The organism is Roseivivax halotolerans, from assembly GCF_900115815.1.
GTDB lineage: Bacteria > Pseudomonadota > Alphaproteobacteria > Rhodobacterales > Rhodobacteraceae > Roseivivax > Roseivivax halotolerans.
Window position 1 is genome coordinate 222134 of the sequence record NZ_FOXV01000006.1, and the last position, 20833, is coordinate 242966.

Here is a 20833-nt window from a genome sequence, read left to right on the forward strand (position 1 = left end):
TATTTTTACCAACCCAAGAACGCTCATGCGGTCGCTCCGAGGTTCAGCCGGACGCGATAATTGGTGAAGACATCGACGCCCAGAAGGAAGAACAGCAGCATCCCCTGGAACAGCTGGATCGCCGCGCCCGGCAGCCCCAGCATGAGCTGCGCGAGCTCGCCGCCGATATAGGTGAGCGCCATCAGAAGCCCGGCAAGGAGGATGCCAACCGGGTGCAGCCGGCCCAGGAACGCGACGATGATGGCGGTGAAGCCATAGCCAGAGTTGAAATCGATGGAGATCTGGCCCGCCGGACCCGTCACCTCGAACAGACCGGCAAGCCCTGCCAGCGCGCCCGCGATCCCAAGGCAGAAGACGATAACGGCCGCCGGGTTCACGCCCGAGAACCGCGCAGCGCGCGGCGCCTCGCCCGAAAGGCGGATGTTGAAGCCCTGGATGTGCCGCGCCAGCAGGACATACGCCGCGATCACCGCGATAAACGCGGTCAGCACGCCGAAATGCATCCCCGTATTGGCGATGATCTCCGTATTGGCGACCGCGTCCCAGTCCCGGAAATTGCGGCTGCCCGGAAAGCCCATGCCTTCGGGATTGCGCAAGAGCCCCGAAGCGACGGAGGCGAGGATCGACTCCGCTACGTAGACGAGCATCAGCGAGACCAGGATCTCGTTCGTGCCGAACCGCACCTTCAGAAGCGCCGGAATCATCGCCCAGGCCCAGCCGCCAAGTGCGCCAGCCAGGATCATCAACGGGAAAATGAGAGCGCTGTCCGAGGGATAGAAGGCCAGCCCCGCGCCCGCGCCGCAGATCGCGCCCATGATATACTGACCTTCGGCGCCGATGTTCCAGATGCCCGCCCGGAACCCCAGCGACAGACCGATGGCGATCAGGATGAGCGGTCCTGCCTTCACGAGAAGCTGCGGGCGGGAATAGGAGGCGAATTGCGGATTGAAGAGCGGATCCCAGAAGATCGTGCGGATCGCCGTCAGTGGTTCGGCCCCGAGCGCGGCAAAGAGCGCGCCGCCGACGATCATAGTCAGAAGAACCGCGAGGATCGGCGAGGCCAGCGTCCAGGTGCGCGAGGGCTGCGGGCGTTTCTCGAGACGGATCATGCGCGATGGCCTTCTGCGCCGAGGTCGGACGGAATGATCGGGTCACGCATGGCTCGACACCAGTTCGAGGTCATGCGCTCCGCCCATCATCAGCCCGATCTTCTCGATATCGAGCTCTGCGACCGGCCGCGCGCCGCTGAGACGCCCTTCGTTGAGCGCGGCAAACCTGTCCGAGATTTCCATGAGCTCGTCCAGATCCTGGCTGATCACCACGATCCCCGCGCCTTCGGAGGCAAGGTCCAGGAGCGCCTGCCGGATCGCGGCGGCTGCTGCGGCGTCGACGCCCCAGGTCGGCTGGTTCACGACCAGGACCTCGGGCTTTTGCATGATCTCGCGCCCGATCACGAATTTCTGCAGGTTTCCGCCCGAGAGCGCCCGCGCGGCAGTCTGAGCCGAGGGCGTGCGGACATCGAAGCTCTCGATCACGCGCTCGGCGAAACGCGCGGCACCGGGCCAGTCTATGAAGCCGCGGCGCACCAGCTTCTCGCGGCGCGAGGCGGTCAGAACACCGTTCTCGACAAGGCTCATGTTTGGCGCGGCGGCATGGCCGAGCCGCTCTTCGGGGCCAGACAGAAGGCCAAGCGCCCGGCGCGCCAGTGGTCCCGAGCGGCTCACATCCTTCCCCTTGAACGCGATCGTCCCCTGCGGGGCGAGCCGTTCGCCCGAAAGCGCGGTCAGAAGCTCGTCCTGCCCGTTCCCCGCGACGCCGCCAATCCCGAGAACCTCGCCCGCGCGCAGCGATAGCGACACGCCGCGCAGCGGTGTCGCAAACGCATCCGGCGCGGGCAAACTCAGGCTTTTGACCTCCAGGAGAACCTCGCCCGGGCGCGTGGCTTTTGCAGCGGGGGCCGCGAAGCTCGATCCGACCATCATCTCCGCAAGTTCGCGCGCCGTCGTATCGCGCGGCGTGCAGGTCGCCACTTTCTTTCCAAGCCGGAGGATCGTCGCGGTGTCGCAAAGCGCGCGGATTTCCTCGAGCTTGTGCGAGATATAGAGGATCGACGTGCCTTCCGATCTCAATTTCCGCAGCGTCTGGAACAGGATGTCGACCTCCTGCGGGGTCAGGACGCTGGTCGGCTCGTCCATGATGAGAAGTTTCGGATCCTGCAGCAGGCATCGGATGATCTCGACCCGCTGCCGTTCGCCTGCGGATAGGGTGCCGACGGTGCGGAACGGATCGAGCGGCAAGCCGTAGGCTTCGGAGACCTCGCGGATCTGCCGAGCCAGATCTCGCGTCTTGGGCGGCATTTCCATCCCGAGCGCGACATTCTCGGCCACCGACAGCGCATCGAAGAGAGAGAAATGCTGGAAGACCATCGCAACGCCGCTGCGGCGTGCCTCGGCAGGCTCGGACGGGGAAAAGGGCGCCGCCCGCATCGTCATCTCGCCCGCGTCGGGCTGTACCAGCCCGTAGATCATCTTCACGAGCGTCGACTTGCCCGCGCCATTCTCGCCAAGAAGTGCGTGAATCTCGCCCTCGCCGATCTCGAAGGAGACGTCGTCATTGGCGATCACGCCCGGATAGGCCTTTGTCAGGCCCCGGAGGCTGAGAAGTGGTTGTCCCAAACCGCTGTATTCCCCGTCTTGCCCGACTCAAGTAGCTGCGCGGCGACGCCAAGCGCAATGGCTTGAGGATGCTTACCGAGCGATTTCTGCCCAATCGGGCAGCATATGCGCTGAATTTCGGCATCCGAATGGCCAAATCCCCGCAGGCGAGACCGAAAGCGCGCCCATTTCGTGTCAGAGCCGATCAGCCCGGCAAAGGCAAAGCCGCGCCGCAGAAGCGCATCGCAGAGCGCAAGGTCGATCTCGTGGCTATAGGTCAGGATGAGGTGCGCCGCGTCTCCGGGTGCATGGCTCGCCAGCCGCGGCAGGTCTGCGGCAGGCACGATCAGCGTGCCCTGCGGCGGCGTTTCGGGGAAGCGCGCACGATCCGTGTCGGCCCAGGTGATCGCGTAATCGGGCAAGGGCGCAGTGATGTTCACGATGGCCCGGCCCACGTGACCCGCGCCCCAGATCCAGAGTGGCTGGCGTGGCGGCGCGACCGGCTCGATCATCCAGCCTTCGATGAGCCGGGGCGTGACGTCTGCCCCGGAATTGCGCGCGGCAGTCTTGGCACGTGTCACCGCCAGCGGTTCGGCTCCGATCCCACGCGCGTAAAGTCCGGTTTCGGGAACCTCTGCGAGCGCCGCAGCGTCGAACGCTTCGGTCAGAAGCGTCACGCGACCGCCGCAGCATTGGCCGAGATCGGGGCCGAGCGCATGCCGAGAGAGCCCGGTTGCGCCGTCCCGGGCCGCGCGTGCCGCCTCGAATTCGAGCGTGCCACCACCGATCGTGCCCGATTGCCCCTCCGGCCAGACCAGCATCGCCGCGCCGGTCTCGCGCGGGGCCGACCCGCCAGTCTCCGCCACGACGACGCGGGCGACACGGCCATGTCGGGCGACGGCCTCGACGAGCGCTGCGCGATCGAAACTCATGCCCGCGCCCGCCGCACCGCCGCCAGCACCTCTTCGGGTGTCGCGGGAGCATTGAGTGCAGGATAGGCGGGTCCGCAGGCCGCCACAGCGTCCGAGAGCGCGAAGAACACCGACATGCCCAGCATGAAGGGTGGCTCGCCCACTGCCTTGGAGCGGTAGATCGTGTCCTCTCGGTTCTCGCCGTCCCAAAGCGCGACATTGAAGATGTCCGGCCGGTCCGAACAGGCGGGGATCTTGTAGGTCGAGGGCGCATGCGTCGACAGCCGTCCCAGATCGTCCCAGACAAGCTCTTCGGTGGTCAGCCAGCCAGCGCCCTGCACGAAACCGCCCTCGATCTGCCCCTTGTCGATGGCCGGGTTCAGCGATCGGCCGCAATCATGCAGAATATCGGTACGCAGGATGCGATGCTCGCCGGTGAGCGTGTCGATCACCACTTCCGAACAAGCGGCGCCGTGGGCGAAATAGAAGAACGGCCGCCCCTGGCCCTTGATCCGGTCCCAATTGAGCTTGGGCGTCTTGTAATAGCCGGTCGATGAGAGGCTGACCCGCCCCTCGTAACAAAGCTTCGCCGCCTCGGCGAAGGGGATCGTCTCCTCGCCGATGCGCACTTCCCCAGCCGAGAAGGAGACCCGTGATCCTTGGGTCTGGTATCGCGCGGCAAGATAGGCGGCCATCCGGTCGCGGATCGTCTCGGCGGCGGCCTTGGCCGCCATGCCGTTGAGATCGGAGCCCGAGGAAGCGGCGGTCGCCGAGGTGTTCGGCACCTTTCCGGTATCCGTCGCGGTGATCTTCACCGAAGCGGCGTCGAGTCCGAATGTCTCGGCGGTAACCTGCGCGACCTTCTGGAACAGGCCCTGGCCCATCTCCGTGCCGCCGTGGTTCAGCGCAAGACTGCCGTCCTGGTAGACATGAACGAGCGCGCCCGCCTGGTTGAGATGCGTCAGCGTGAAGGAGATCCCGAACTTCACCGGCGTCAGCGCGATCCCGCGCTTGAGCAAAGGCTGCCCGGCGTTCCATTCGGCAATCGCGGCGCGTCGCGCGGCATAGTCGCAGCGTTCGGCAAGCCTCTCGGTCATCTCGCCGAGGATGAAATCCTCTACCGCCATTCCGTATGGCGTCGTTTGCCCGGACGTCGCGGGCGCGGCCTCAGAGGCGGGCACATTGCCCACCGCCCCGCGCGAGGCGAGATCAGCGCCGGTATCGCGCGCCTCCGGCTGGGCTGCATCCCGCGCCCTTGTGTTTGGATTGGCGGAAATACCGTCGGGGGGTGCGGGGGGCAGACGGCCCCCCGCCATCTCCGCGTAGTAGTTGCGCTGGCGCACCTCGAGCGGGTCGAGCCCGAGCCTGTGCGCGACCTCGTCCATCACGCGCTCGATACCCATCATGCCTTGCGGGCCGCCGAAGCCGCGAAAGGCGGTCGCGCTCTGGGTGTTGGTCTTGAGCCGGTGGCTCTCGATCCGCGCGGCGGGCAGATGATAGGCATTGTCCGAATGCAGCATCGCGCGGTCGGCGACGGGCAGGGACAGATCCTGCGCCCAGCCGCAGCGCATCAGGTGGACGAATTCGACCCCCGAGAGACGCCCCTCGTCGTCGAACCCCGCGCGATACTCGATCCTGAGATCGTGCCGCTTGCCGGTGATCGTCATGTCGTCGTCACGGTCGTAGCGCATCTTCGCGGGACGGCCGGTCTTCGCCGCCACGATGGCGCAGGCCACTGCGAGAGCATTGCCCTGGCTCTCCTTGCCGCCGAAGCCGCCGCCCATCCGGCGCGTCTCCACCCGCACGGCGTGCATCGGCAGGCCGAGCGCGTCCGCCACCTTGTGCTGGATCTCGGTCGGGTGCTGCGTCGAGGCATGCACGACCATGTCGCCGCCTTCCTGCGGGAAGGCGAGCGCGGCCTGACCCTCGAGGTAGAAATGCTCCTGCCCGCCGATCTCGATCTCGCCCGAAACCTGGTGCGGACTGTCGTCGATTGCCTCGCCGGCATCGCCCTTCTCCCAGATGCGGGGGCCATCCTCGAAGCGGCTATCGGCCTCCAGCGCCTCGTCGACGGTGAAGATCGCATCGCGCGCCTGCGTCTCGAACACCGCCCGCCGCGCGGCCTTGCGCGCGCTCAGATGGCTGTCGGCGGCCACGATGAAGACCGGCTGGCCGAAATACTGAACCGAATGCCCGGACAGAAGCGGCTCGTCATGCGCCGAGGGCGAGCAATCGGCGGGCCGGTCGAGATCGCCTGCTTCGAGCACCAGCGCGACGCCCGGGCTCTGCCGCACCTCCCGCAGGTCGAGCGACGTGATCCGCCCGCGAGCGATGGGCGCGAGCCCGAAGGCGAGGTGCAGCGTGTTCGCAGGTGCCGGAATATCGTCGACATAGCGGGCTGTGCCCGTCACATGCATCCGGGCGGCGTCGTGGGGCAGGGGCTTGGCGACGCTCATGCCGAGACCTCCAGAACCGAAACCGTGCCGCCCGCGCGTTCGGCGAGATAGCGGCGCAGCATGTTACGGGCCGCCTCCAGACGGTATTCCGCCGAGGCGCGCATGTCGGAGAGCGGCACGAAATCCTCCGCGAACGCATCGAGCGCGTCCTCGATACCCGTCTCGCTCCACTCCGCGCCGATCAGCGCCTCCTCGACGCGGCGGGCACGTTTCGGAACGCCGGCCATGCCGCCGAAGGCTACACGCGCGGCGGTCACGCGCCCGTCGCTCACCTCGATGTTGAAAGCGCCGCAAACCGCGGAGATGTCCTGATCGAACCGCTTCGACAGCTTGTAGACCCGGAACTCCGCGGCCTCGCGCGGAAAACTCACGGCTTCCACGAACTCGCCCTGCGCGCGGTCCTGCTTGCCATATTCGACAAAGAACTCCTCGAGCGGCATGGAGCGGCGATTGTCGCCCGCGCGCAGATGCAATTCCGCGCCGAGCGCGATAAGCGCGGGCGGGTTGTCCCCGATCGGCGAGCCGTTGGCGATGTTCCCGCCGATGGTCGCGGCGGCGCGCACCTGCGCCGAGCCGTAGCGGCGGATCATCTCGGCGTAAGAGGGCAGGGTCGGGCGCACGGCGTCCAGCACCCGGTCCATCGTCACGCCCGCGCCGATGCGGATCCGGGTGCCGTCCTCCTCGATCTCTTGCAGATCGGCGCAGCGGCCGAGGAAGATCACCGTCTCGAGCTCACGCAGCGATTTCGTGACCCAGAGCCCGACATCGGTCGCGCCGGCAACGAGCGTCGCATCGGGATGGCGCGCATACAGCGCGGCCAGCGCATCGCCGCTTTCAGGCGCGAAGACCGGGCCGTCCTCTGCGGCGAGCGTGCCCGAAAGCGCGTCCATGTCCTCGTCCATCCAGTCCGGCACGGGCGCTTCCGAGGCGGCTTCGGCGGCGCGCACGATAGGCGCGTAGCCCGTGCAGCGGCAGAGATTGCCCGCGAGCGCATCGTCGAAATCGCGCCGGCCCGCCTTGTGGGCCACGGCCATCGCCACAACGAATCCCGGTGTGCAGAAGCCGCATTGCGAGCCGTGATGATCGATCATCGCGTCCTGAACCGGGTGGAGCGCACCGCCGGGCCCGGAGATACCCTCGACCGTGCGCACGGCCTTGCCGTGCAGCTGCGGCAGAAAGAGGATGCAGGCATTGAGCGCGCGCGTGCCGTGATCGTCGGTCACAGCGACGGTGCAGGCCCCGCAATCGCCTTCGTTGCAACCTTCCTTGGTGCCGGGCAGGCCGCGCGTCTCGCGCAGCCAGTCAAGCAGGGTGACGGTGCCCGCCACGTCCCTCAGCTCGACACTCTCTCCGTTGAGAAGAAAGCGGATATCCATGATGAAACTCTCGCCGCGTTACCGGGTTGCCCTGCAGCGCGTCCTCGATGCGGCGTAGAAGACGGCGGGCTGGTCCTTGCTTCAGCCACGAAGGCTAGGAGCCGGGCCCGCAGCTTGGCAAGCAAAAAAGGGCCGCGCGCCAGGGCGACGCGCGGTCACGGGCGCACAACTAGGCAGTAACTCAGTTGCCGTCGTTCTGGATCGCTTCGCCGGTATTCTCGATGGCCTGGCCGACATTCTCCTGCGTGTCGTCGATCGCCTGCTCGCCTTCCGGGCTGAGCTCGATGAAGCCGAAGAACATCAGGATCGCGATGATGATGACAACAACAAGGATGAGGCCGATCAGTCTGGACATGGGAAACCCTCCGCCGGTTGAACCGAAGAGATAACGCCGCAAAGCGCCTCCGGGTTTCCCGCGCGCCGCGCATTCGGCTCACCAATGCGGCGGTTTCTCGTCGCCGTAAAGATGCGCGCCGGTCTGGTCGCTTTCGCGTTCGGCCTCGCGGCGCAGAAGCAGTGCGACCTGGCCTTGCAGCCGGTCGAGTTCGCGGTCCTGCCGCGCGATCACTTCGGAGAGCTCGTCGGTCTGGCGCAGAAGCTCCGCCAGCCGTTCTTCGATCCGGTCGATGCGCTCGCTCATGGCTCGTCCTTTCCGCTCGGGCGTGTTCTTGCCCCTGTTGCCTCGAGAGGCTAGAGGAGGCCGCGCAACGCCGCCCCAACGCAGAGCCTTACATCATGGCCAAAGAGAAGAAACAGCCCCGTCCGAAGGCCGAGACGCCCAAGGGCTTCCGCGACTATTTCGGCGCGGACGTGACCGAGCGCGCAGAGATGCTCTCGAAGATCGCAGGGGTCTATCATCGCTACGGGTTCGAGGCGCTGGAAAGCTCCGCGGTCGAGACGGTCGAGGCGCTGGGCAAATTCCTTCCCGATGTGGACCGACCGAACGAGGGCGTCTTCGCCTGGCAGGAGGGTGACCCCGAGGGCAAGGCCGACTGGCTGGCGCTCCGCTACGACCTGACCGCGCCGCTCGCCCGGGTCTACGCGCAGCACAGGAACGATCTGCCGACACCTTATCGCCGCTACGCGATGGGCCCGGTCTGGCGGAACGAGAAGCCGGGGCCGGGGCGGTTCCGGCAGTTCTACCAATGCGATGCGGATACCGTGGGCGCGCCTTCCGTGGCGGCCGATGCGGAGATCTGCGCGATGCTCTGCGATGCGCTGGAAGAGGTCGGCATCGCGCGCGGGGATTACGTCGTACGGGTGAACAACCGGAAGGTGCTGGAGGGGGTGCTGGAGACGATGGGCGTCGAGGACGACGCCACGCGTGATGCTGTCCTTCGCACGATCGACAAGTTCGACAAGGTCGGTGAAGCGGGAGTGCGCGAGCTGCTGGGCAAGGGCCGTCTCGACGCCTCGGGCGCTTATATCGACGGCGTCGGTCTTGGCGATGATCAAGCCGAGCCCGTCATCGCGTTTCTGACATCGAAGGGCGAGGACGCCGACACGACGCTTGCCAACCTGCAATCCGCGGTGGGCGATAGCCTGAAAGGGGCCGACGGCATTGCCGAGCTTCGCCAGATCGCGGGCCTCCTCGCCGCTCAAGGCTACGGACCCGACCGCATCGTCATCGATCCCTCCGTCGTCCGGGGCCTCGGCTATTACACCGGCCCGGTCTTCGAGGCGGAGCTGACCTTCGAGATCAAAGACGAAAAAGGCCGTCCGCGTCAGTTCGGTTCGGTTGCGGGGGGCGGGCGCTATGACGATCTGGTCAAGCGCTTCACCGGGCAGGCCGTGCCCGCGACGGGTGTCTCCATCGGTGTCGACCGCCTGCTCGCCGCGCTCCGCGAGACCGGCAAGTCGGGGGATAGCGCCAAGGGCCCCGTGGTCGTCACGGTGATGGATCGCGACCGGATGGCCGATTACCAGTCGATGGTCGCGGAGTTGCGGCAGGCGGGCATCCGCGCCGAGGTCTATCTCGGCAATCCTAAGAATTTCGGCAACCAGCTCAAATATGCGGACCGGCGTCAGGCCCCGGCGGCGATCATCGCGGGCTCGGACGAGTTCGACAAAGGCATCGTGCAGATCAAGGATCTCATCCTTGGTGCCGAGATTGCCGCCGATGCGACGCTCGAAGAGTGGAAAGAGCGCCCCTCCCAATTCGAGGCCCCGCGCGACGACATGGTCGCCCGCGTCAAAGAGATCGTGGACCGCTATTCATGACGACGCGCGCCGCACGCGAACGCGCGCTCGAACTGCGCGGCATCTTCGAGGCGGCGGGGGCGGCGGTCGTGGAATGCGACATCCTGCAACCGGCCGAAACGCTGCTCGACCTCTATGGCGAGGATATCCGCGCGCGTGCCTATGTCACCCAGGATCCTGCGCGGGGCGAGCGGATGCTGCGGCCCGATTTCACCGTGCCGGTCGTGCAGATGCACATGGCCGGCGGCGCGGAGCCTGCGCGCTACACCTATGCCGGTGAGGTGTTCCGGCGGCAGGAGGATCATCCCGGCCGTGCGTCGGAATACCTGCAGGTCGGCTTCGAGCTTTTCGACCGGACGGACCCGGAGGCGGCGGATGCGGAAGTGTTCTGCGCGCTGCAATCGGCGCTCGAGGGTCTGCCGCTGCGGGCGGCGACAGGCGATATCGGCATCCTCATGGCGGCCGTCGCGGGGCTTGGCACGTCCGAGGCGCGGCGCGCGGCGCTCCTGCGGCATATCTGGCGGCCCCGGCGGTTCCGGCAACTGCTCAACCGCTTTTCCGGCAAGTCGCCTCTGCCCGAGAGCCGGCGCGCGCTTCTGGCGGAAGCCGATCCCATGGCATGTGCCGCGCCGATCATCGGCCTGCGCGACCGCGAGGAGATCGCCGCGCGGATCGAGGCGCTCCGGGCCGATGCGGACGAGCCGCCCATCGCGCGCGGCGAGGTCGAGATGATCGACGAGCTTCTGAGCGTGGCGGAGACCTGCCCCTTCGCCATCGACCATCTCAAGCATCTCGGCATGGATCACCCGCCGCTACGTGCGGCTGTCGACCGCTTCGAGCGGCGCTGCGATGCGCTGGCCGCACGCGGCGTGAACGTCGACATCCTCGATTTCGAGGCGGCCTACGGGCGGACTTCGATGGAATATTACGACGGCTTCGTCTTCGGCTTCTACGCGGAGCGGCGGCCTGATCTGCCGCCCGTTGCGACCGGCGGGCGGTATGATGCGCTGACGGCACGGCTCGGGCAGGGCGAGAGCATCCCGGCCGTGGGCGGCGTCATCCGCCCCGACATCCTGAGCGAGATCGGAGGCGAGCCATGACGATCAAGCTCGGTGTGCCCTCCAAGGGCCGGCTCATGGAAAAAACCTTCGACTGGTTCGGCGCGCGGGGCATCACGCTTGAGCGCACGGGCTCCGACCGGGAATATTCGGGCGCGGTGAGCGGCATTGACGGTGTGTCGCTTGTGCTTCTCTCAGCGGGGGAGATCCCGCGCGAACTTGAGGCCGGGCGCATTCATCTCGGCGTCACTGGCACGGACCTTGTTCACGAAAAGCTCGTGCAATGGGAGCAGAAGGTCGAGCCGCTATCGGAGCTCGGTTTCGGCCATGCCGATCTCATCCTCGCCGTGCCGCGCGCCTGGGTCGACGTGACGACGCTCGACGATCTAGATGGTGCGGCAGCGGCGTTCCGGGCGCGGCACGGCTTCCGTCTCAGGATCGCGACCAAGTATCACCGGCTCGTGCGCGACTACCTGCGCGACGGCGGGGTGGCCGACTACGCGCTGGTGGACAGCCAGGGCGCGACCGAGGGCACGGTCGCGAACCGCACCGCGGAGGCCATCGCGGATATCACCTCGACCGGCGAGACGCTGCGCGCCAACCACCTCCGTCCCTTGGGCGAGGAGCCGATCCTCCGCAGCCAGGCGACGCTCTTCCGCTCGCGGACCGCGACCAAGACCGACGCCGATCGGGCGGTTCTGAAGCAGCTGTGTGACATGCTGGGGCTTTAGCGCCGATCACGTCATCCACACGCAGACGTCATCTCTGCCGGCATGCGCGGTCTGGACAGGCTGGCGCAGCCTGCCGATACGGGGCGCATGCCGGTCCTGCGTGTCCTGTCCCTGATGCTGTTGGTGCTCCTCGCCTTGCCGTGGGGCGCATATCTGCACGCGGCGGGAAGTCCGGCGCAGGTTTCCGCAGAGATGCCCTATGAAGACACCGCGCACGGCTCAACCGACGCCGAGGCGCGCGATGCGCGTGCGACGAGACCTTGCCGGACCGCAACCCTTCCCGGTGCCCCTTGCTTGCACGTGATCCTGCCGCGCGCCGCCTCGGGCCACGGCGCAATGCCGGTGGTAGATACCACGCCCCGCCCTGAGAAGGCGCGCTGGCCCCGACAAGCGTACATATCCCCCGCGAAAGACCCCCCGCGACTCGGCTGATCGGACCTCGACACTAACCCGAGATTTCTGATCGACCGGAGCTTTTCCCATGCTGAACCGTCGCAATTTCATGGCGGGAGGCGCTTTCGCCACGCTGTCCGCCTGCGCGCGCCCTGCCGCTGATCCCGTCACCGAGGCCGTCCCGCCTGAGCCATCCGTGCCAGCGCTTCCCGACTTCTACGGTGCCATCACCGACGAGCCCTTCCCGATCCCCGCAGTGGAGGAAGGTGTGCTCGACCCGAAGTACTGGCGTCAGGAGGTGCCCAACCTCTGGCCGGGCAAGGCGCACGGTACCATCGTCGTCGATCCCGATTCCGCGATGCTCTACTTCATCGAGACGCCCGAGACCGCGACCCGGTATGGCGTCAGTGTCGGTGCCGCAGGCTTCGACTGGGAGGGCACGGCGCGGCTCCAGTTCTGGCGCTCCTGGCCGCGCTGGAAAGTGCCCGAGGCGATGATCGCGCGGCGGCCCGAACTCGCGCCTTATTCGGTCGCAAATGGCGGCATGGATCCCGGGCCGGACAATCCGATGGGTGCCCGTGCGCTCTATCTCTTCCAGAACGGCGTCGACACGCTCTACCGGGTGCATGGAGATGCCGTCGCGCGGGAGTTGGGCCGGGCGGTCTCCTCGGGCTGCATCCGGATGCTCGACCAGGACGTGATCCATCTGAACGACCGAGCAGTTCACGGCGCGGACGTCATCGTGCTGCCGTCGATGCGGCCCAAGGGCCTCGGGCCGCTCTACTGACTCCTCCGTCACCGCGGCGTGTGCCGGCGTGCTCGCCGCGGTGAAAATGGCGTTTTTCAAGTATCGTCAGGGGCTTCGACCCTTTCGCCATGCTTCACGAGATACTTCTTTGACACCCCGGTCAGAACCCGCATGATCTGCGACATCTTCAGAACCGAGATATCTCAGGGAGAGATCGAGATGAAAAAGACATTGACCTCCGCATTTGCGCTGACCCTCGTGGCCGGAACCGCGATGGCGCAGGAGACCTGCGACAGCGTGATCTTTGCCGATGTCGGCTGGACCGACATCACCGCCACGACCGCGGCGACGACCACCGTTCTCGAGGCGCTGGGCTACGAGACCGAGACCCGCGTTCTGTCGGTGCCGGTGACCTATACAGCGATGGCTGACGGCGATGTGGATGTCTTCCTCGGCAACTGGATGCCGACGATGGAAAACGACATCGCGCCCTACCGTGAGGCGGGGACCGTCGAAACCGTGCGCGCGAACCTCGAAGGTGCGAAATACACGCTCGCGACCAATGCCGCCGGTGCGGAGCTCGGGATCGACAGCTTCGAGGCGATTGCACAGAACGCCGATGCACTCGAGTCGACCATCTACGGCATCGAGCCCGGCAATGACGGCAACCGCCTGATCCTGTCGATGATCGAGGACGACGCGTTCGGCCTCGGCGAATTCGATATTCGCGAAAGCTCGGAGCAGGGGATGCTGGCGCAGGTCGGCCGCGCGTCGGATCGCGACGAACCCATCGTCTTCCTCGGCTGGGAACCCCATCCGATGAACGCGAATTACGATCTGACCTATCTTGAGGGGGGCGACGATTACTTCGGCCCGAACCTCGGCGGCGCGACCGTCTACACCAACACCCGCGCAGGCTTCGCCGAGGATTGCCCGAACGTGCAGACGCTGCTCGAGAACCTCGAATTCACGCTCGAGATGGAGAACCAGATCATGGGTTCGATCCTGAACGACGGCATGGACGGGGATGAGGCCGCAATGCAGTGGCTCACCGCCAACACCGACACCGTGGAAGGCTGGCTCGACGGCGTGACCACCGTCGATGGCGGCGATGCGGTCGAAGCGATGATGTCCGCGCTGCAATAATCCTCTTTGAGAGGAATGATACGCGCCGGCCTGCCACACGCGGGCCGGCGTTTTTTATGAGGCCTATCGGATGGCCGTCACGAGGTTGATCCGCCCCGGCAGATTCAGCGGGCCTGTCGCGAGATATGGCTGCCACTCCGCGCGCAGCGTCGCGAGGATCGTCGCTAGGTCCGCGTCACTGTCGTTCCGGTCGCGCAGAACCGACGGGATCGGCCCGATGGCGGGCAGTAGACGTTCCATCGCGGTCCAACCCTCGGGATGGGTGAGGGTGATATCCCGCTGCGAAATCTCGACGTCACCGAAGCCCGCGCGCTTCAGGATGACGTCGATCCGCTCGGGATCTCGGAGCGCCATCGGGCCTGGCGCATCCGGGTCGCCCGCGGGCGGTGCGCCAAGACGCTCCACCGCGACGCGGCGCGCGTCCGAGAACCACGGATTATGCTCTGCCGGTGCCCATGTGGCGGCGACGAGACGTCCGCCGGGGGCGAGGGCCGCCCGAAGGTTCGCAAAACCGGCGTCGAAATCGTCGAAGAACATTACTCCGAAGCGAGAGATCACGCGGTCAAATGCGTCGTCGAACGCGTATGTCTGCGCGTCCGCCTCGACGAAACGCGCATTGGCGGTGCCTGCCTCGCGGCGCGTCTCCTCGGCAAGCTTGAGCAGTGTCGCGGAGATATCGAGGCCGAGCACCTCGCCCCCTGAGCCCACCCGATCCGCGGCGGCGAGGGTCAAAGCCCCGCCGCCGCAGCCGATATCCACAACGCGCATGCCCGGAGTAAGCTCCGCAGTTTCAAGCACCAGCTCTGCCACGCCGCGATGAAGGTGATCGAGATCGGCGTGATGAGTCACCCATCGGCGACCCGGATCACCGCCCCAGAACTCGACCTGCGCGGCGTTGGGGCGGCTCATTCGCCGATCTTATCCTGCGTCTTCGTCTCGAAATCCGACGCGTCATGCCGTTCATGAAGTTGCTCTTCCGGCTCGCCGAAGGTGCGGTTGACCATACGGCCCCGGCGCGCGGCGGGACGCGCCTCGATTTCCTCGGCCCAGCGGATGACGTGCTCGTATTCATGGACCGACAGAAACGTGCCCGCATCGTAGGCCTGCCCCTGCACGAGCCGCCCGTACCATGGCCAGATCGCCATATCGGCGATGGTGTATTCGTCGCCGATCATGAACTTGTTCTCCGCGAGGTGACGGTTCAGCACGTCCAGTTGACGCTTCACCTCCATCGCATAGCGGTTGATCGGGTATTCCATCGGCTCGGGTGCATAGGCGTAGAAGTGCCCGAACCCGCCGCCAAGGAAGGGCGCGGAGCCCATCTGCCACATCAACCAGGACAGAAGCTCGGGCCGGTCTTCGGGCTTACCGAGGAATTTCCCGAACTTCTCCGCCAGGTGCATCATGATCGCGACGCTCTCGAAGACGCGCACCGGCGTGTCGCCGGAGCGGTCCACGAGCGCCGGGATCTTGGAATTGGGATTCACCTCGACGAAGCCCGAGCCGAACTGGTCGCCATCGCCGATCTTGATGAGCCAGGCGTCGTATTCGGCGTCGGTCACGCCCGCTTCAAGCAACTCCTCGAACAGGACCGTGACCTTCACGCCGTTCGGCGTGGCCAGCGAATAGAGCTGGAACGGGTGTTTCCCGATGGGCAGTTCCTTGTCGTGGGTCGGCCCGGCGATAGGGCGGTTGAGGCTGCCCCAGGTGCCGCCATTCTCGGCGTCCCAGGTCCAGACTTCGGGAGGCGTATAGGTCATGATCCCTCGCGATATGAATTGCGTGTCCTTGGTCGAGATTTATCCCGCAGATCCGGGAATGCCAGATGCGCGAACGTTCCAGGATGCACAGGCCCCGTGCAGAGCGCTCCCCGCTGGCGGAGGATGGCTCATGTCACGTCCATGTGTGATGCAATCTTGACGGGACTCCTGGACACTGCGATCACCAAATCATAAAACAAAAACCGAGGCAGTGACATGACAGGCAAAACACTCACGGCGGTGGGGTCTTTCCTCATTCTGGCAATGGCGGCGCCGGCCTACGCGCAAACAAGCGGCGGTGCGGCTCTGACGCTTGGCTATGGTATGGGCGAGGTCGAAGGGAGCGATTTCCAAACCTCCCTTATGGCCTTCGACGCGGATATCGCGAATGGTCCGCTCACCTTCGATCTTGATCTTTCGCGCGCAGCGCAGGGCGGCGACGACGATTTCGACGCGACCCTCTTCACCGGCGAGATCCTTCCAAAATACTGGTTCTCGCCCGCGGGCGGCGTTGGCCTTTATTTCTCATCGACCACCGTCGATGCGGACGGCGTGGATAGCGTCACCGCGAACAGCTACGGGCTCGAAGGCACGTATCGCGCGGCAGGGCTCGAAACTTCGGCCTTTATCGGCGAGACCGATGCGAGCGATCTCGTTGGCGACGATGTGGACATCACCGATTACGGTCTGCGCGTGCGTTATGACGTCAACACTCAGCTCAGCCTCTACGGCAAAGGCGTGAACAGCGATTTCGAGGCTGGTGGAGATACCGCGAGCGCGCAATCCTACGCGCTGGGCGCTACTTACGATTTCGGCAACGGGCTGACCACTTTCGGCGCGCACCAGATTGCGACGTCGGACGAGATCGACAGCAACCTGCACACCACGTCGCTCGGCGTCGCCTACAACCTCTCGGCGGCCGGGCGTCCGATCCTGCTGAGCGGGGAATACGCGCGCTATAATTCCGAAGTGCTGGGCGGCGACGCGGACGGCCACAACATCACCTTTGGCGCGACCGTGCTTCTGGGCGATGCGCAGGCAAAGCGCCTGCCGGGTGCCGGCGCGACGCGGAACCTCGCCAAGAGCGACCGCAACGCCGTGGATGGTCTGCTGAGCGTCGGCGGATTCTGAGCCCTCAGATCACGCCAAGTTCGGCCAGCGCGCCGGCGAGCTCGGGCGGCAGCTCGTCATCGTCGGCGCGGGTGGCCGAAAGGTCGCCCGGGGCATCCTCGGCGGCCAGATAACGCCACCCCTGAAAGGGACGGCGAGGGGCCGGGTTCACCCGGACGATCTCGGGGTCGAGAACGATGGCGCAGCGTCGAATGCCGTCGCCACCCGTCACTTCATCGAGGCGCTCGATCCGCTGGCGGCACTGTATCAGGCCCTTTATCACCCAGTAGATCGAGCCGCCCTCGAGGATCTGCGCTTCCTTCTTGGGCCACATCCGCGTGACATGACGGGGCAGCCCGTCCGCACCCTTCGCGCGCGCCGAAGCCTGCCAGCGGACAAGCTGTTCGACGCTTTCAGTGCCTGCAGAGAGCTTGAGAAGATGAACGGGCTTGGACACGGACCGGGCTCCTTTCACGCCATATTTAGCCGTCGCAGAGCACGCATCAACCAGTTGTGCCATGCCGGGCTTTCCGCTAGATTGGAGGGCCTTCCCCGCTGCCAAGGATTCTGTCGATGACCCGCTTCGCCGCCCCCATCGCCGAGCAAATCTGGGACATGAAATATCGTCTCAAGGAAGCCGACGACACGCCGATCGACATGAGCGTCGAAGAGACATGGTCACGGATCGCCCGCGCCCTGGCGGAGGTCGAGGATGACCCGAAGGCGTGGGAGCCGCGTTTCTACGAGGCGCTGGAGGATTTCAAATACCTGCCAGCAGGCCGCATCACCGCGGGCGCCGGGACGGGCCGCTCCGTGACGCTGTTCAACTGCTTCGTCATGGGCACGATCCCCGACTCGATGGCCGGGATCTTCGACATGCTGAAGGAAGCCGCGCTGACCATGCAGCAGGGCGGGGGGATCGGCTACGATTTCTCCACGATCCGGCCGCGCGGCGCGCTGGTCGAAGGCGTGGCGGCGGATGCGTCGGGGCCGCTCTCGTTCATGGATGTCTGGGACGCGATGTGCCGCACGATCATGTCCGCAGGCTCGCGGCGGGGCGCGATGATGGCGACGATGCGCTGCGATCACCCGGATATCGAGGATTTCATCGGCGCCAAGGCCGACAGCGCGCGGTTGCGAATGTTCAACCTCTCCGTGCTCGTCAGCGATGCTTTCATGGAAGCGGTGAAGGCCGACGGAAAATGGGAGCTGACGTTCAACGGACGCGTCTACAAGACGCTGAAGGCGCGGGATCTCTGGAACCGGATCATGCGCGCGACGTATGATTACGCTGAACCAGGCGTGATCTTCATCGATCGCATCAACGAGGCCAACAATCTCAATTACTGCGAGACGATCGCGGCCACCAATCCTTGTGGCGAACAGCCGCTGCCGCCCTACGGCGCCTGCCTTCTGGGCTCGGTGAACCTCGCGCGGCTCGTGGCGGACCCGTTCGAGAAGGACGCGCGGCTCGATCCCGAAGCGCTGGACCGTATCGTCGGCACCGCGATCCGCATGATGGACAATGTCGTCGATGCCTCGCGCTTTCCCCTGGCCGAGCAAGCCGAGGAAGCGCAGAACAAGCGCAGAATCGGGCTTGGTGTCACCGGCCTTGCCGATGCGCTCCTGATGTTGGGGTTGCGCTATGGCTCCGACGAGGCGGCGGCGCAGACAGAGGCCTGGCTCAAGCAGATCGCGCGGGCCGCCTATCTCGCCTCCGTCGAGCTTGCGAAAGAGAAGGGGCCATTTCCGCTTTTCGACGCGGAGGGCTATCTGGCCTCGGGCAACATGATGCAGATGGACGAGGATGTGCGCGACGCGATCCGGGAGCACGGCATCCGCAACGCGCTCCTGACATCCATCGCGCCGACCGGCACGATCTCGCTTTACGCGGGCAATGTCTCTTCAGGGATCGAGCCGGTCTTCGCCTACAGCTACACCCGCAAGGTTCTGCAGAAGGACGGCACCCGCACCGAGGAGCGCGTCGAGGATTACGCGGTGCAGATGTTCCGCGCCAAGTTCGGCGAGGACGCGGACCTGCCCGACCATTTCGTCAATGCCCAGACGCTGAGTCCGGCCGAGCACGTCAAGATGCAGGCGGCGGCGCAGAAATGGATCGACAGCTCGATCTCGAAGACGATCAACTGCCCCGAGGACATCTCCTTCGAGGCGTTCAAGGACGTCTACATGCAGGCCTACGAGACCGGCTGCAAAGGCTGCACGACCTACCGCCCGAACGAAGTGACGGGCTCTGTCCTGAGCGTGTCGGACGCCGAGCCGAAGGCCGAGGAGAAGCCGGTTCTCGTCTCCGAAGGCGAAGGCAGCGCCGAGGTGGTGTACATGTCCGAACCGCTCGACCGGCCGCAATCGCTGGAAGGGGCGACCTACAAGCTGAAATGGCCCGATAGCGAGCATGCAATCTACCTGACGATCAACGACATCATCGTCGGTGGACGCCGCCGGCCCTTCGAGGTCTTCATCAACTCCAAGAACATGGAGCATTTCGCCTGGACCGTGGCGCTGACGCGGATGATTTCCGCGGTCTTCCGGCGCGGCGGCGATGTGAGCTTCGTCGTCGAAGAGCTGAAAGCGGTGTTCGACCCGCGCGGCGGCGCTTGGGTGAAGGGCAAGTACATCCCTTCGATCCTCGCGGCGATCGGCGGCGTGATCGAACAGCATCTCATCGCCATAGGCTTCCTCGAAGGCGAGGGCCTCGGGCTCAAGAGCGACCCCACCGCCGCAGTTGTCAACCTTGACGGCGCCCCCCGCGGCAAGGCCTGCCCGTCCTGCGGCCAGTTCGAAATGCGGATGGTCGAAGGCTGCATGACCTGCGCAAGCTGCGGTCATTCGAAATGCGGGTGAGTGGGGATTTGTTGCTAGCCTGTCGTTGCGGGCGTAGTTATGCCAAATCAGCGGATTTTACTGCCACGCGTCGGCAAAAGTTTTGCCAGCGTCTGTAAGGCACTGGAAGATATAGGGTTTTTCCGAAGCAGGTTTTGGAACCCAAAATCTGACCCCTTAGGCTGAATCTGCGCGCCTCTGGCATCACGGATTGCCCGGCACGGCCCTCTTGATGAGGCCGCGCCGAGCAATCTCGTGCCGCTGGTAATGCGGGCACCAGAAAAGAAAACATTTGACCGGAGCAGGGATCTTCTGACGCGGCCCATGGCGGGCCCGCGCATACCACCAGGAAAGGTGATCCCATGAAACACATTCCCGATATCCGTGCCCTGCTCCGGCACATGAACAAGGCCAGCGATTTCATGCGCTGGCTGCGCGCGGACGGTGACAGCCTTGTCGCCGCGGCTGAGCTCCTGGGCGGACGCAAATGGGCCGCGCGGGCTCGCGCGGTCGTCGAGGCTGCGAAAGCTGGCAAAGATCTGGCCGCTCGCCGTTATGAGCTCCAAGAGCTCAACCGGCTGCTGCGTCTCGAATTCACCAGCGACATCAAGAGCGTCGAGGCCCGGCGCTTTGCAGCCGTCCACCCGGATGATCCTCGCGCCTGTGACGCGCGAAACTGCGCAGAGGCCCTGGGCCGCGGCCTGCGCGCGCTTGAGGCGCTGCGCCTCGCCGGAATTGTCGGCATACGGGAGGCCGTATGATGTTTGAGACGCAAACGGCAACGCTCGCCAAGGCGCGCAGCCTAACACGCCTTGCCGCCCAATGGCTCGACCTGATCGACTTCCGCGCACATGCTGCGGCGGAAGCCTTCTCGCCCAGCATGTCCACGTATCACGACATGCTGGATCCGGCCGCAACTGATGCCGCGCGCCTCGCAGCCTGCCGTGGCATGCGTCAAAAGGTATGCCGCCGCATAGCGGCCGAACGCCTCGACGGCGAGGCGGCTTTTGCGCGCCGGCGTCCAATAGACCCCTACGGACTGCGTTGGCGCACCACGCCGGATGGCGCAACGCTCGAGACCATCGCGAGCCTGCTCTCGGCTGCGATAGAGAGCTTTCAAGCCTGCCGCGAGTAGTGTGTCAGATAATGGGGCCAGGATCGCTACAGAGTGGCCCTGGCCTGGATAAGTAATTGCTTTGTCTCATTTGTACCCGTCATCGCGAAGCATCGAGTGCCGCTCTCCATGGATGGCTGTTCTCTCGGGGTGTTCGAATACAGTCTTGCAAAATGGGCGTATTCCGTTGAAAAACTCGTCCTTGATCGGGGGGCATCTGGCTGATTCAATTCCTGCGAACGGTGGGAGGATCGGCGATGATGGGACCGCGGCAGGAGGTGCAACCGGCGTTGTTCTACGAGTTCTCGCTTGAGGATCACGTCCCGCAAGACCACT

Annotated in this window: 19 protein-coding genes; 9 read left to right on the forward strand and 10 right to left on the reverse strand. The window is 65.5% G+C overall.

What is annotated here, in order from left to right; translation table 11 throughout:
- Positions 1-23 precede the first annotated feature (23 nt).
- From BM171_RS10665 to BM171_RS10690, 7 genes are all read right to left on the reverse strand, one after another.
- Positions 24-1109, reverse strand: coding sequence for an ABC transporter permease (locus tag BM171_RS10665; protein WP_093011727.1), 1086 nt, complete (start codon positions 1107-1109; stop codon positions 24-26).
- 42 nt (positions 1110-1151) lie between these two features.
- Complete coding sequence (locus BM171_RS10670; RefSeq protein WP_093011730.1) at positions 1152-2675, reverse strand: ABC transporter ATP-binding protein; 1524 nt, start codon at positions 2673-2675, stop codon at positions 1152-1154.
- Positions 2642-3586, reverse strand: a complete 945-nt coding sequence (gene xdhC / locus BM171_RS10675; protein WP_093011733.1) for a xanthine dehydrogenase accessory protein XdhC — start codon at positions 3584-3586, stop codon at positions 2642-2644. The genes BM171_RS10670 and xdhC overlap by 34 nt, the downstream gene beginning before the upstream one ends.
- Positions 3583-6021, reverse strand: coding sequence for a xanthine dehydrogenase molybdopterin binding subunit (gene xdhB / locus BM171_RS10680; RefSeq protein ID WP_093011737.1), 2439 nt, complete (start codon positions 6019-6021; stop codon positions 3583-3585). Before xdhB ends, xdhC begins: the two co-directional genes overlap by 4 nt.
- Positions 6018-7397 (reverse strand): xanthine dehydrogenase small subunit, encoded by a 1380-nt coding sequence (gene xdhA / locus BM171_RS10685; protein WP_093011740.1) that lies wholly within the window; start codon positions 7395-7397, stop codon positions 6018-6020. Before xdhA ends, xdhB begins: the two co-directional genes overlap by 4 nt.
- A gap of 181 nt (positions 7398-7578) precedes the next feature.
- Complete coding sequence (locus tag BM171_RS18910; protein WP_172974913.1) at positions 7579-7752, reverse strand: hypothetical protein; 174 nt, start codon at positions 7750-7752, stop codon at positions 7579-7581.
- A 78-nt stretch (positions 7753-7830) separates the two neighbouring features.
- Entirely contained in the window at positions 7831-8037 is a 207-nt protein-coding gene (locus BM171_RS10690) for a SlyX family protein (RefSeq protein ID WP_093011743.1), read from the reverse strand.
- Between the two features lie 95 nt (positions 8038-8132).
- On the opposite strand from BM171_RS10690, the gene hisS reads away from it, so the two are divergent.
- The 5 genes from hisS (at position 8133) to choX (ending at position 13672) form a co-directional block, all read left to right on the forward strand.
- On the forward strand, positions 8133-9617 hold the full coding sequence (gene hisS / locus BM171_RS10695) for a histidine--tRNA ligase (RefSeq protein ID WP_093011746.1): 1485 nt from the start codon (positions 8133-8135) through the stop codon (positions 9615-9617).
- The gene (locus BM171_RS10700) at positions 9614-10696 is read left to right on the forward strand and encodes an ATP phosphoribosyltransferase regulatory subunit (protein WP_093011749.1); all 1083 of its coding nucleotides are present in this window, start codon (positions 9614-9616) and stop codon (positions 10694-10696) included. Before hisS ends, BM171_RS10700 begins: the two co-directional genes overlap by 4 nt.
- Positions 10693-11385: an ATP phosphoribosyltransferase gene (hisG, locus tag BM171_RS10705; RefSeq protein WP_093011752.1), complete on the forward strand. Its 693-nt coding sequence runs from the start codon at positions 10693-10695 to the stop codon at positions 11383-11385. The genes BM171_RS10700 and hisG overlap by 4 nt, the downstream gene beginning before the upstream one ends.
- A 481-nt stretch (positions 11386-11866) precedes the next feature.
- On the forward strand, positions 11867-12565 hold the full coding sequence (locus BM171_RS10715) for a L,D-transpeptidase (protein WP_093011758.1): 699 nt from the start codon (positions 11867-11869) through the stop codon (positions 12563-12565).
- Positions 12566-12745: 180 nt separating this feature from the next.
- Entirely contained in the window at positions 12746-13672 is a 927-nt protein-coding gene (gene choX, locus BM171_RS10720) for a choline ABC transporter substrate-binding protein (RefSeq protein ID WP_093011831.1), read from the forward strand.
- Between the two features lie 63 nt (positions 13673-13735).
- Here the strand turns inward: choX and BM171_RS10725 are convergent, their stop codons facing one another.
- Both BM171_RS10725 and yghU read right to left on the reverse strand, forming a co-directional pair.
- Positions 13736-14581: a class I SAM-dependent methyltransferase gene (locus tag BM171_RS10725; protein ID WP_093011761.1), complete on the reverse strand. Its 846-nt coding sequence runs from the start codon at positions 14579-14581 to the stop codon at positions 13736-13738.
- Positions 14578-15432 carry a glutathione-dependent disulfide-bond oxidoreductase gene (yghU, locus tag BM171_RS10730; protein ID WP_093011764.1) on the reverse strand — a complete coding sequence of 285 codons (855 nt, stop codon included), beginning with the start codon at positions 15430-15432 and terminating at the stop codon, positions 14578-14580. The genes BM171_RS10725 and yghU overlap by 4 nt, the downstream gene beginning before the upstream one ends.
- Positions 15433-15648: 216 nt before the next feature.
- On the opposite strand from yghU, the gene BM171_RS10735 reads away from it, so the two are divergent.
- Positions 15649-16563, forward strand: coding sequence for a hypothetical protein (locus tag BM171_RS10735; protein ID WP_093011767.1), 915 nt, complete (start codon positions 15649-15651; stop codon positions 16561-16563).
- A 4-nt stretch (positions 16564-16567) separates the two neighbouring features.
- Here BM171_RS10735 and BM171_RS10740 read toward each other — a convergent pair whose 3' ends face one another.
- The gene (locus BM171_RS10740; RefSeq protein ID WP_093011771.1) at positions 16568-16999 is read right to left on the reverse strand and encodes a DUF1489 family protein; all 432 of its coding nucleotides are present in this window, start codon (positions 16997-16999) and stop codon (positions 16568-16570) included.
- A 116-nt stretch (positions 17000-17115) separates the two neighbouring features.
- On the opposite strand from BM171_RS10740, the gene BM171_RS10745 reads away from it, so the two are divergent.
- From BM171_RS10745 to BM171_RS10755, 3 genes are all read left to right on the forward strand, one after another.
- On the forward strand, positions 17116-19404 hold the full coding sequence (locus BM171_RS10745; RefSeq protein ID WP_093011774.1) for an adenosylcobalamin-dependent ribonucleoside-diphosphate reductase: 2289 nt from the start codon (positions 17116-17118) through the stop codon (positions 19402-19404).
- A 341-nt stretch (positions 19405-19745) separates the two neighbouring features.
- Positions 19746-20144, forward strand: coding sequence for a hypothetical protein (locus tag BM171_RS10750; RefSeq protein WP_093011777.1), 399 nt, complete (start codon positions 19746-19748; stop codon positions 20142-20144).
- A complete protein-coding gene (locus BM171_RS10755) occupies positions 20144-20518 on the forward strand; it encodes a hypothetical protein (RefSeq protein WP_139218694.1) in 375 nt (124 codons plus the stop codon). Before BM171_RS10750 ends, BM171_RS10755 begins: the two co-directional genes overlap by 1 nt.
- Positions 20519-20833: the final 315 nt, after the last annotated feature.

Bases quoted from the DNA above. Each gene is read 5' to 3' on its own strand.
- yghU (WP_093011764.1), bottom strand. From the start codon at position 15,432: ATGACCTATACGCCTCCCGAAGTCTGGACCTGGGACGCCGAGAATGGC.
- BM171_RS10755 (WP_139218694.1), top strand. From the start codon at position 20,144: ATGTTTGAGACGCAAACGGCAACGCTCGCCAAGGCGCGCAGCCTAACA.
- BM171_RS10725 (WP_093011761.1), bottom strand. From the start codon at position 14,581: ATGAGCCGCCCCAACGCCGCGCAGGTCGAGTTCTGGGGCGGTGATCCG.
- hisS (WP_093011746.1), top strand. From the start codon at position 8,133: ATGGCCAAAGAGAAGAAACAGCCCCGTCCGAAGGCCGAGACGCCCAAG.
- hisG (WP_093011752.1), top strand. From the start codon at position 10,693: ATGACGATCAAGCTCGGTGTGCCCTCCAAGGGCCGGCTCATGGAAAAA.
- BM171_RS10750 (WP_093011777.1), top strand. From the start codon at position 19,746: ATGAAACACATTCCCGATATCCGTGCCCTGCTCCGGCACATGAACAAG.
- xdhC (WP_093011733.1), bottom strand. From the start codon at position 3,586: ATGAGTTTCGATCGCGCAGCGCTCGTCGAGGCCGTCGCCCGACATGGC.
- BM171_RS10665 (WP_093011727.1), bottom strand. From the start codon at position 1,109: ATGATCCGTCTCGAGAAACGCCCGCAGCCCTCGCGCACCTGGACGCTG.
- BM171_RS10745 (WP_093011774.1), top strand. From the start codon at position 17,116: ATGACCCGCTTCGCCGCCCCCATCGCCGAGCAAATCTGGGACATGAAA.
- choX (WP_093011831.1), top strand. From the start codon at position 12,746: ATGAAAAAGACATTGACCTCCGCATTTGCGCTGACCCTCGTGGCCGGA.
- BM171_RS10690 (WP_093011743.1), bottom strand. From the start codon at position 8,037: ATGAGCGAGCGCATCGACCGGATCGAAGAACGGCTGGCGGAGCTTCTG.
- xdhA (WP_093011740.1), bottom strand. From the start codon at position 7,397: ATGGATATCCGCTTTCTTCTCAACGGAGAGAGTGTCGAGCTGAGGGAC.
- xdhB (WP_093011737.1), bottom strand. From the start codon at position 6,021: ATGAGCGTCGCCAAGCCCCTGCCCCACGACGCCGCCCGGATGCATGTG.
- BM171_RS18910 (WP_172974913.1), bottom strand. From the start codon at position 7,752: ATGTCCAGACTGATCGGCCTCATCCTTGTTGTTGTCATCATCATCGCG.
- BM171_RS10700 (WP_093011749.1), top strand. From the start codon at position 9,614: ATGACGACGCGCGCCGCACGCGAACGCGCGCTCGAACTGCGCGGCATC.
- BM171_RS10735 (WP_093011767.1), top strand. From the start codon at position 15,649: ATGACAGGCAAAACACTCACGGCGGTGGGGTCTTTCCTCATTCTGGCA.
- BM171_RS10715 (WP_093011758.1), top strand. From the start codon at position 11,867: ATGCTGAACCGTCGCAATTTCATGGCGGGAGGCGCTTTCGCCACGCTG.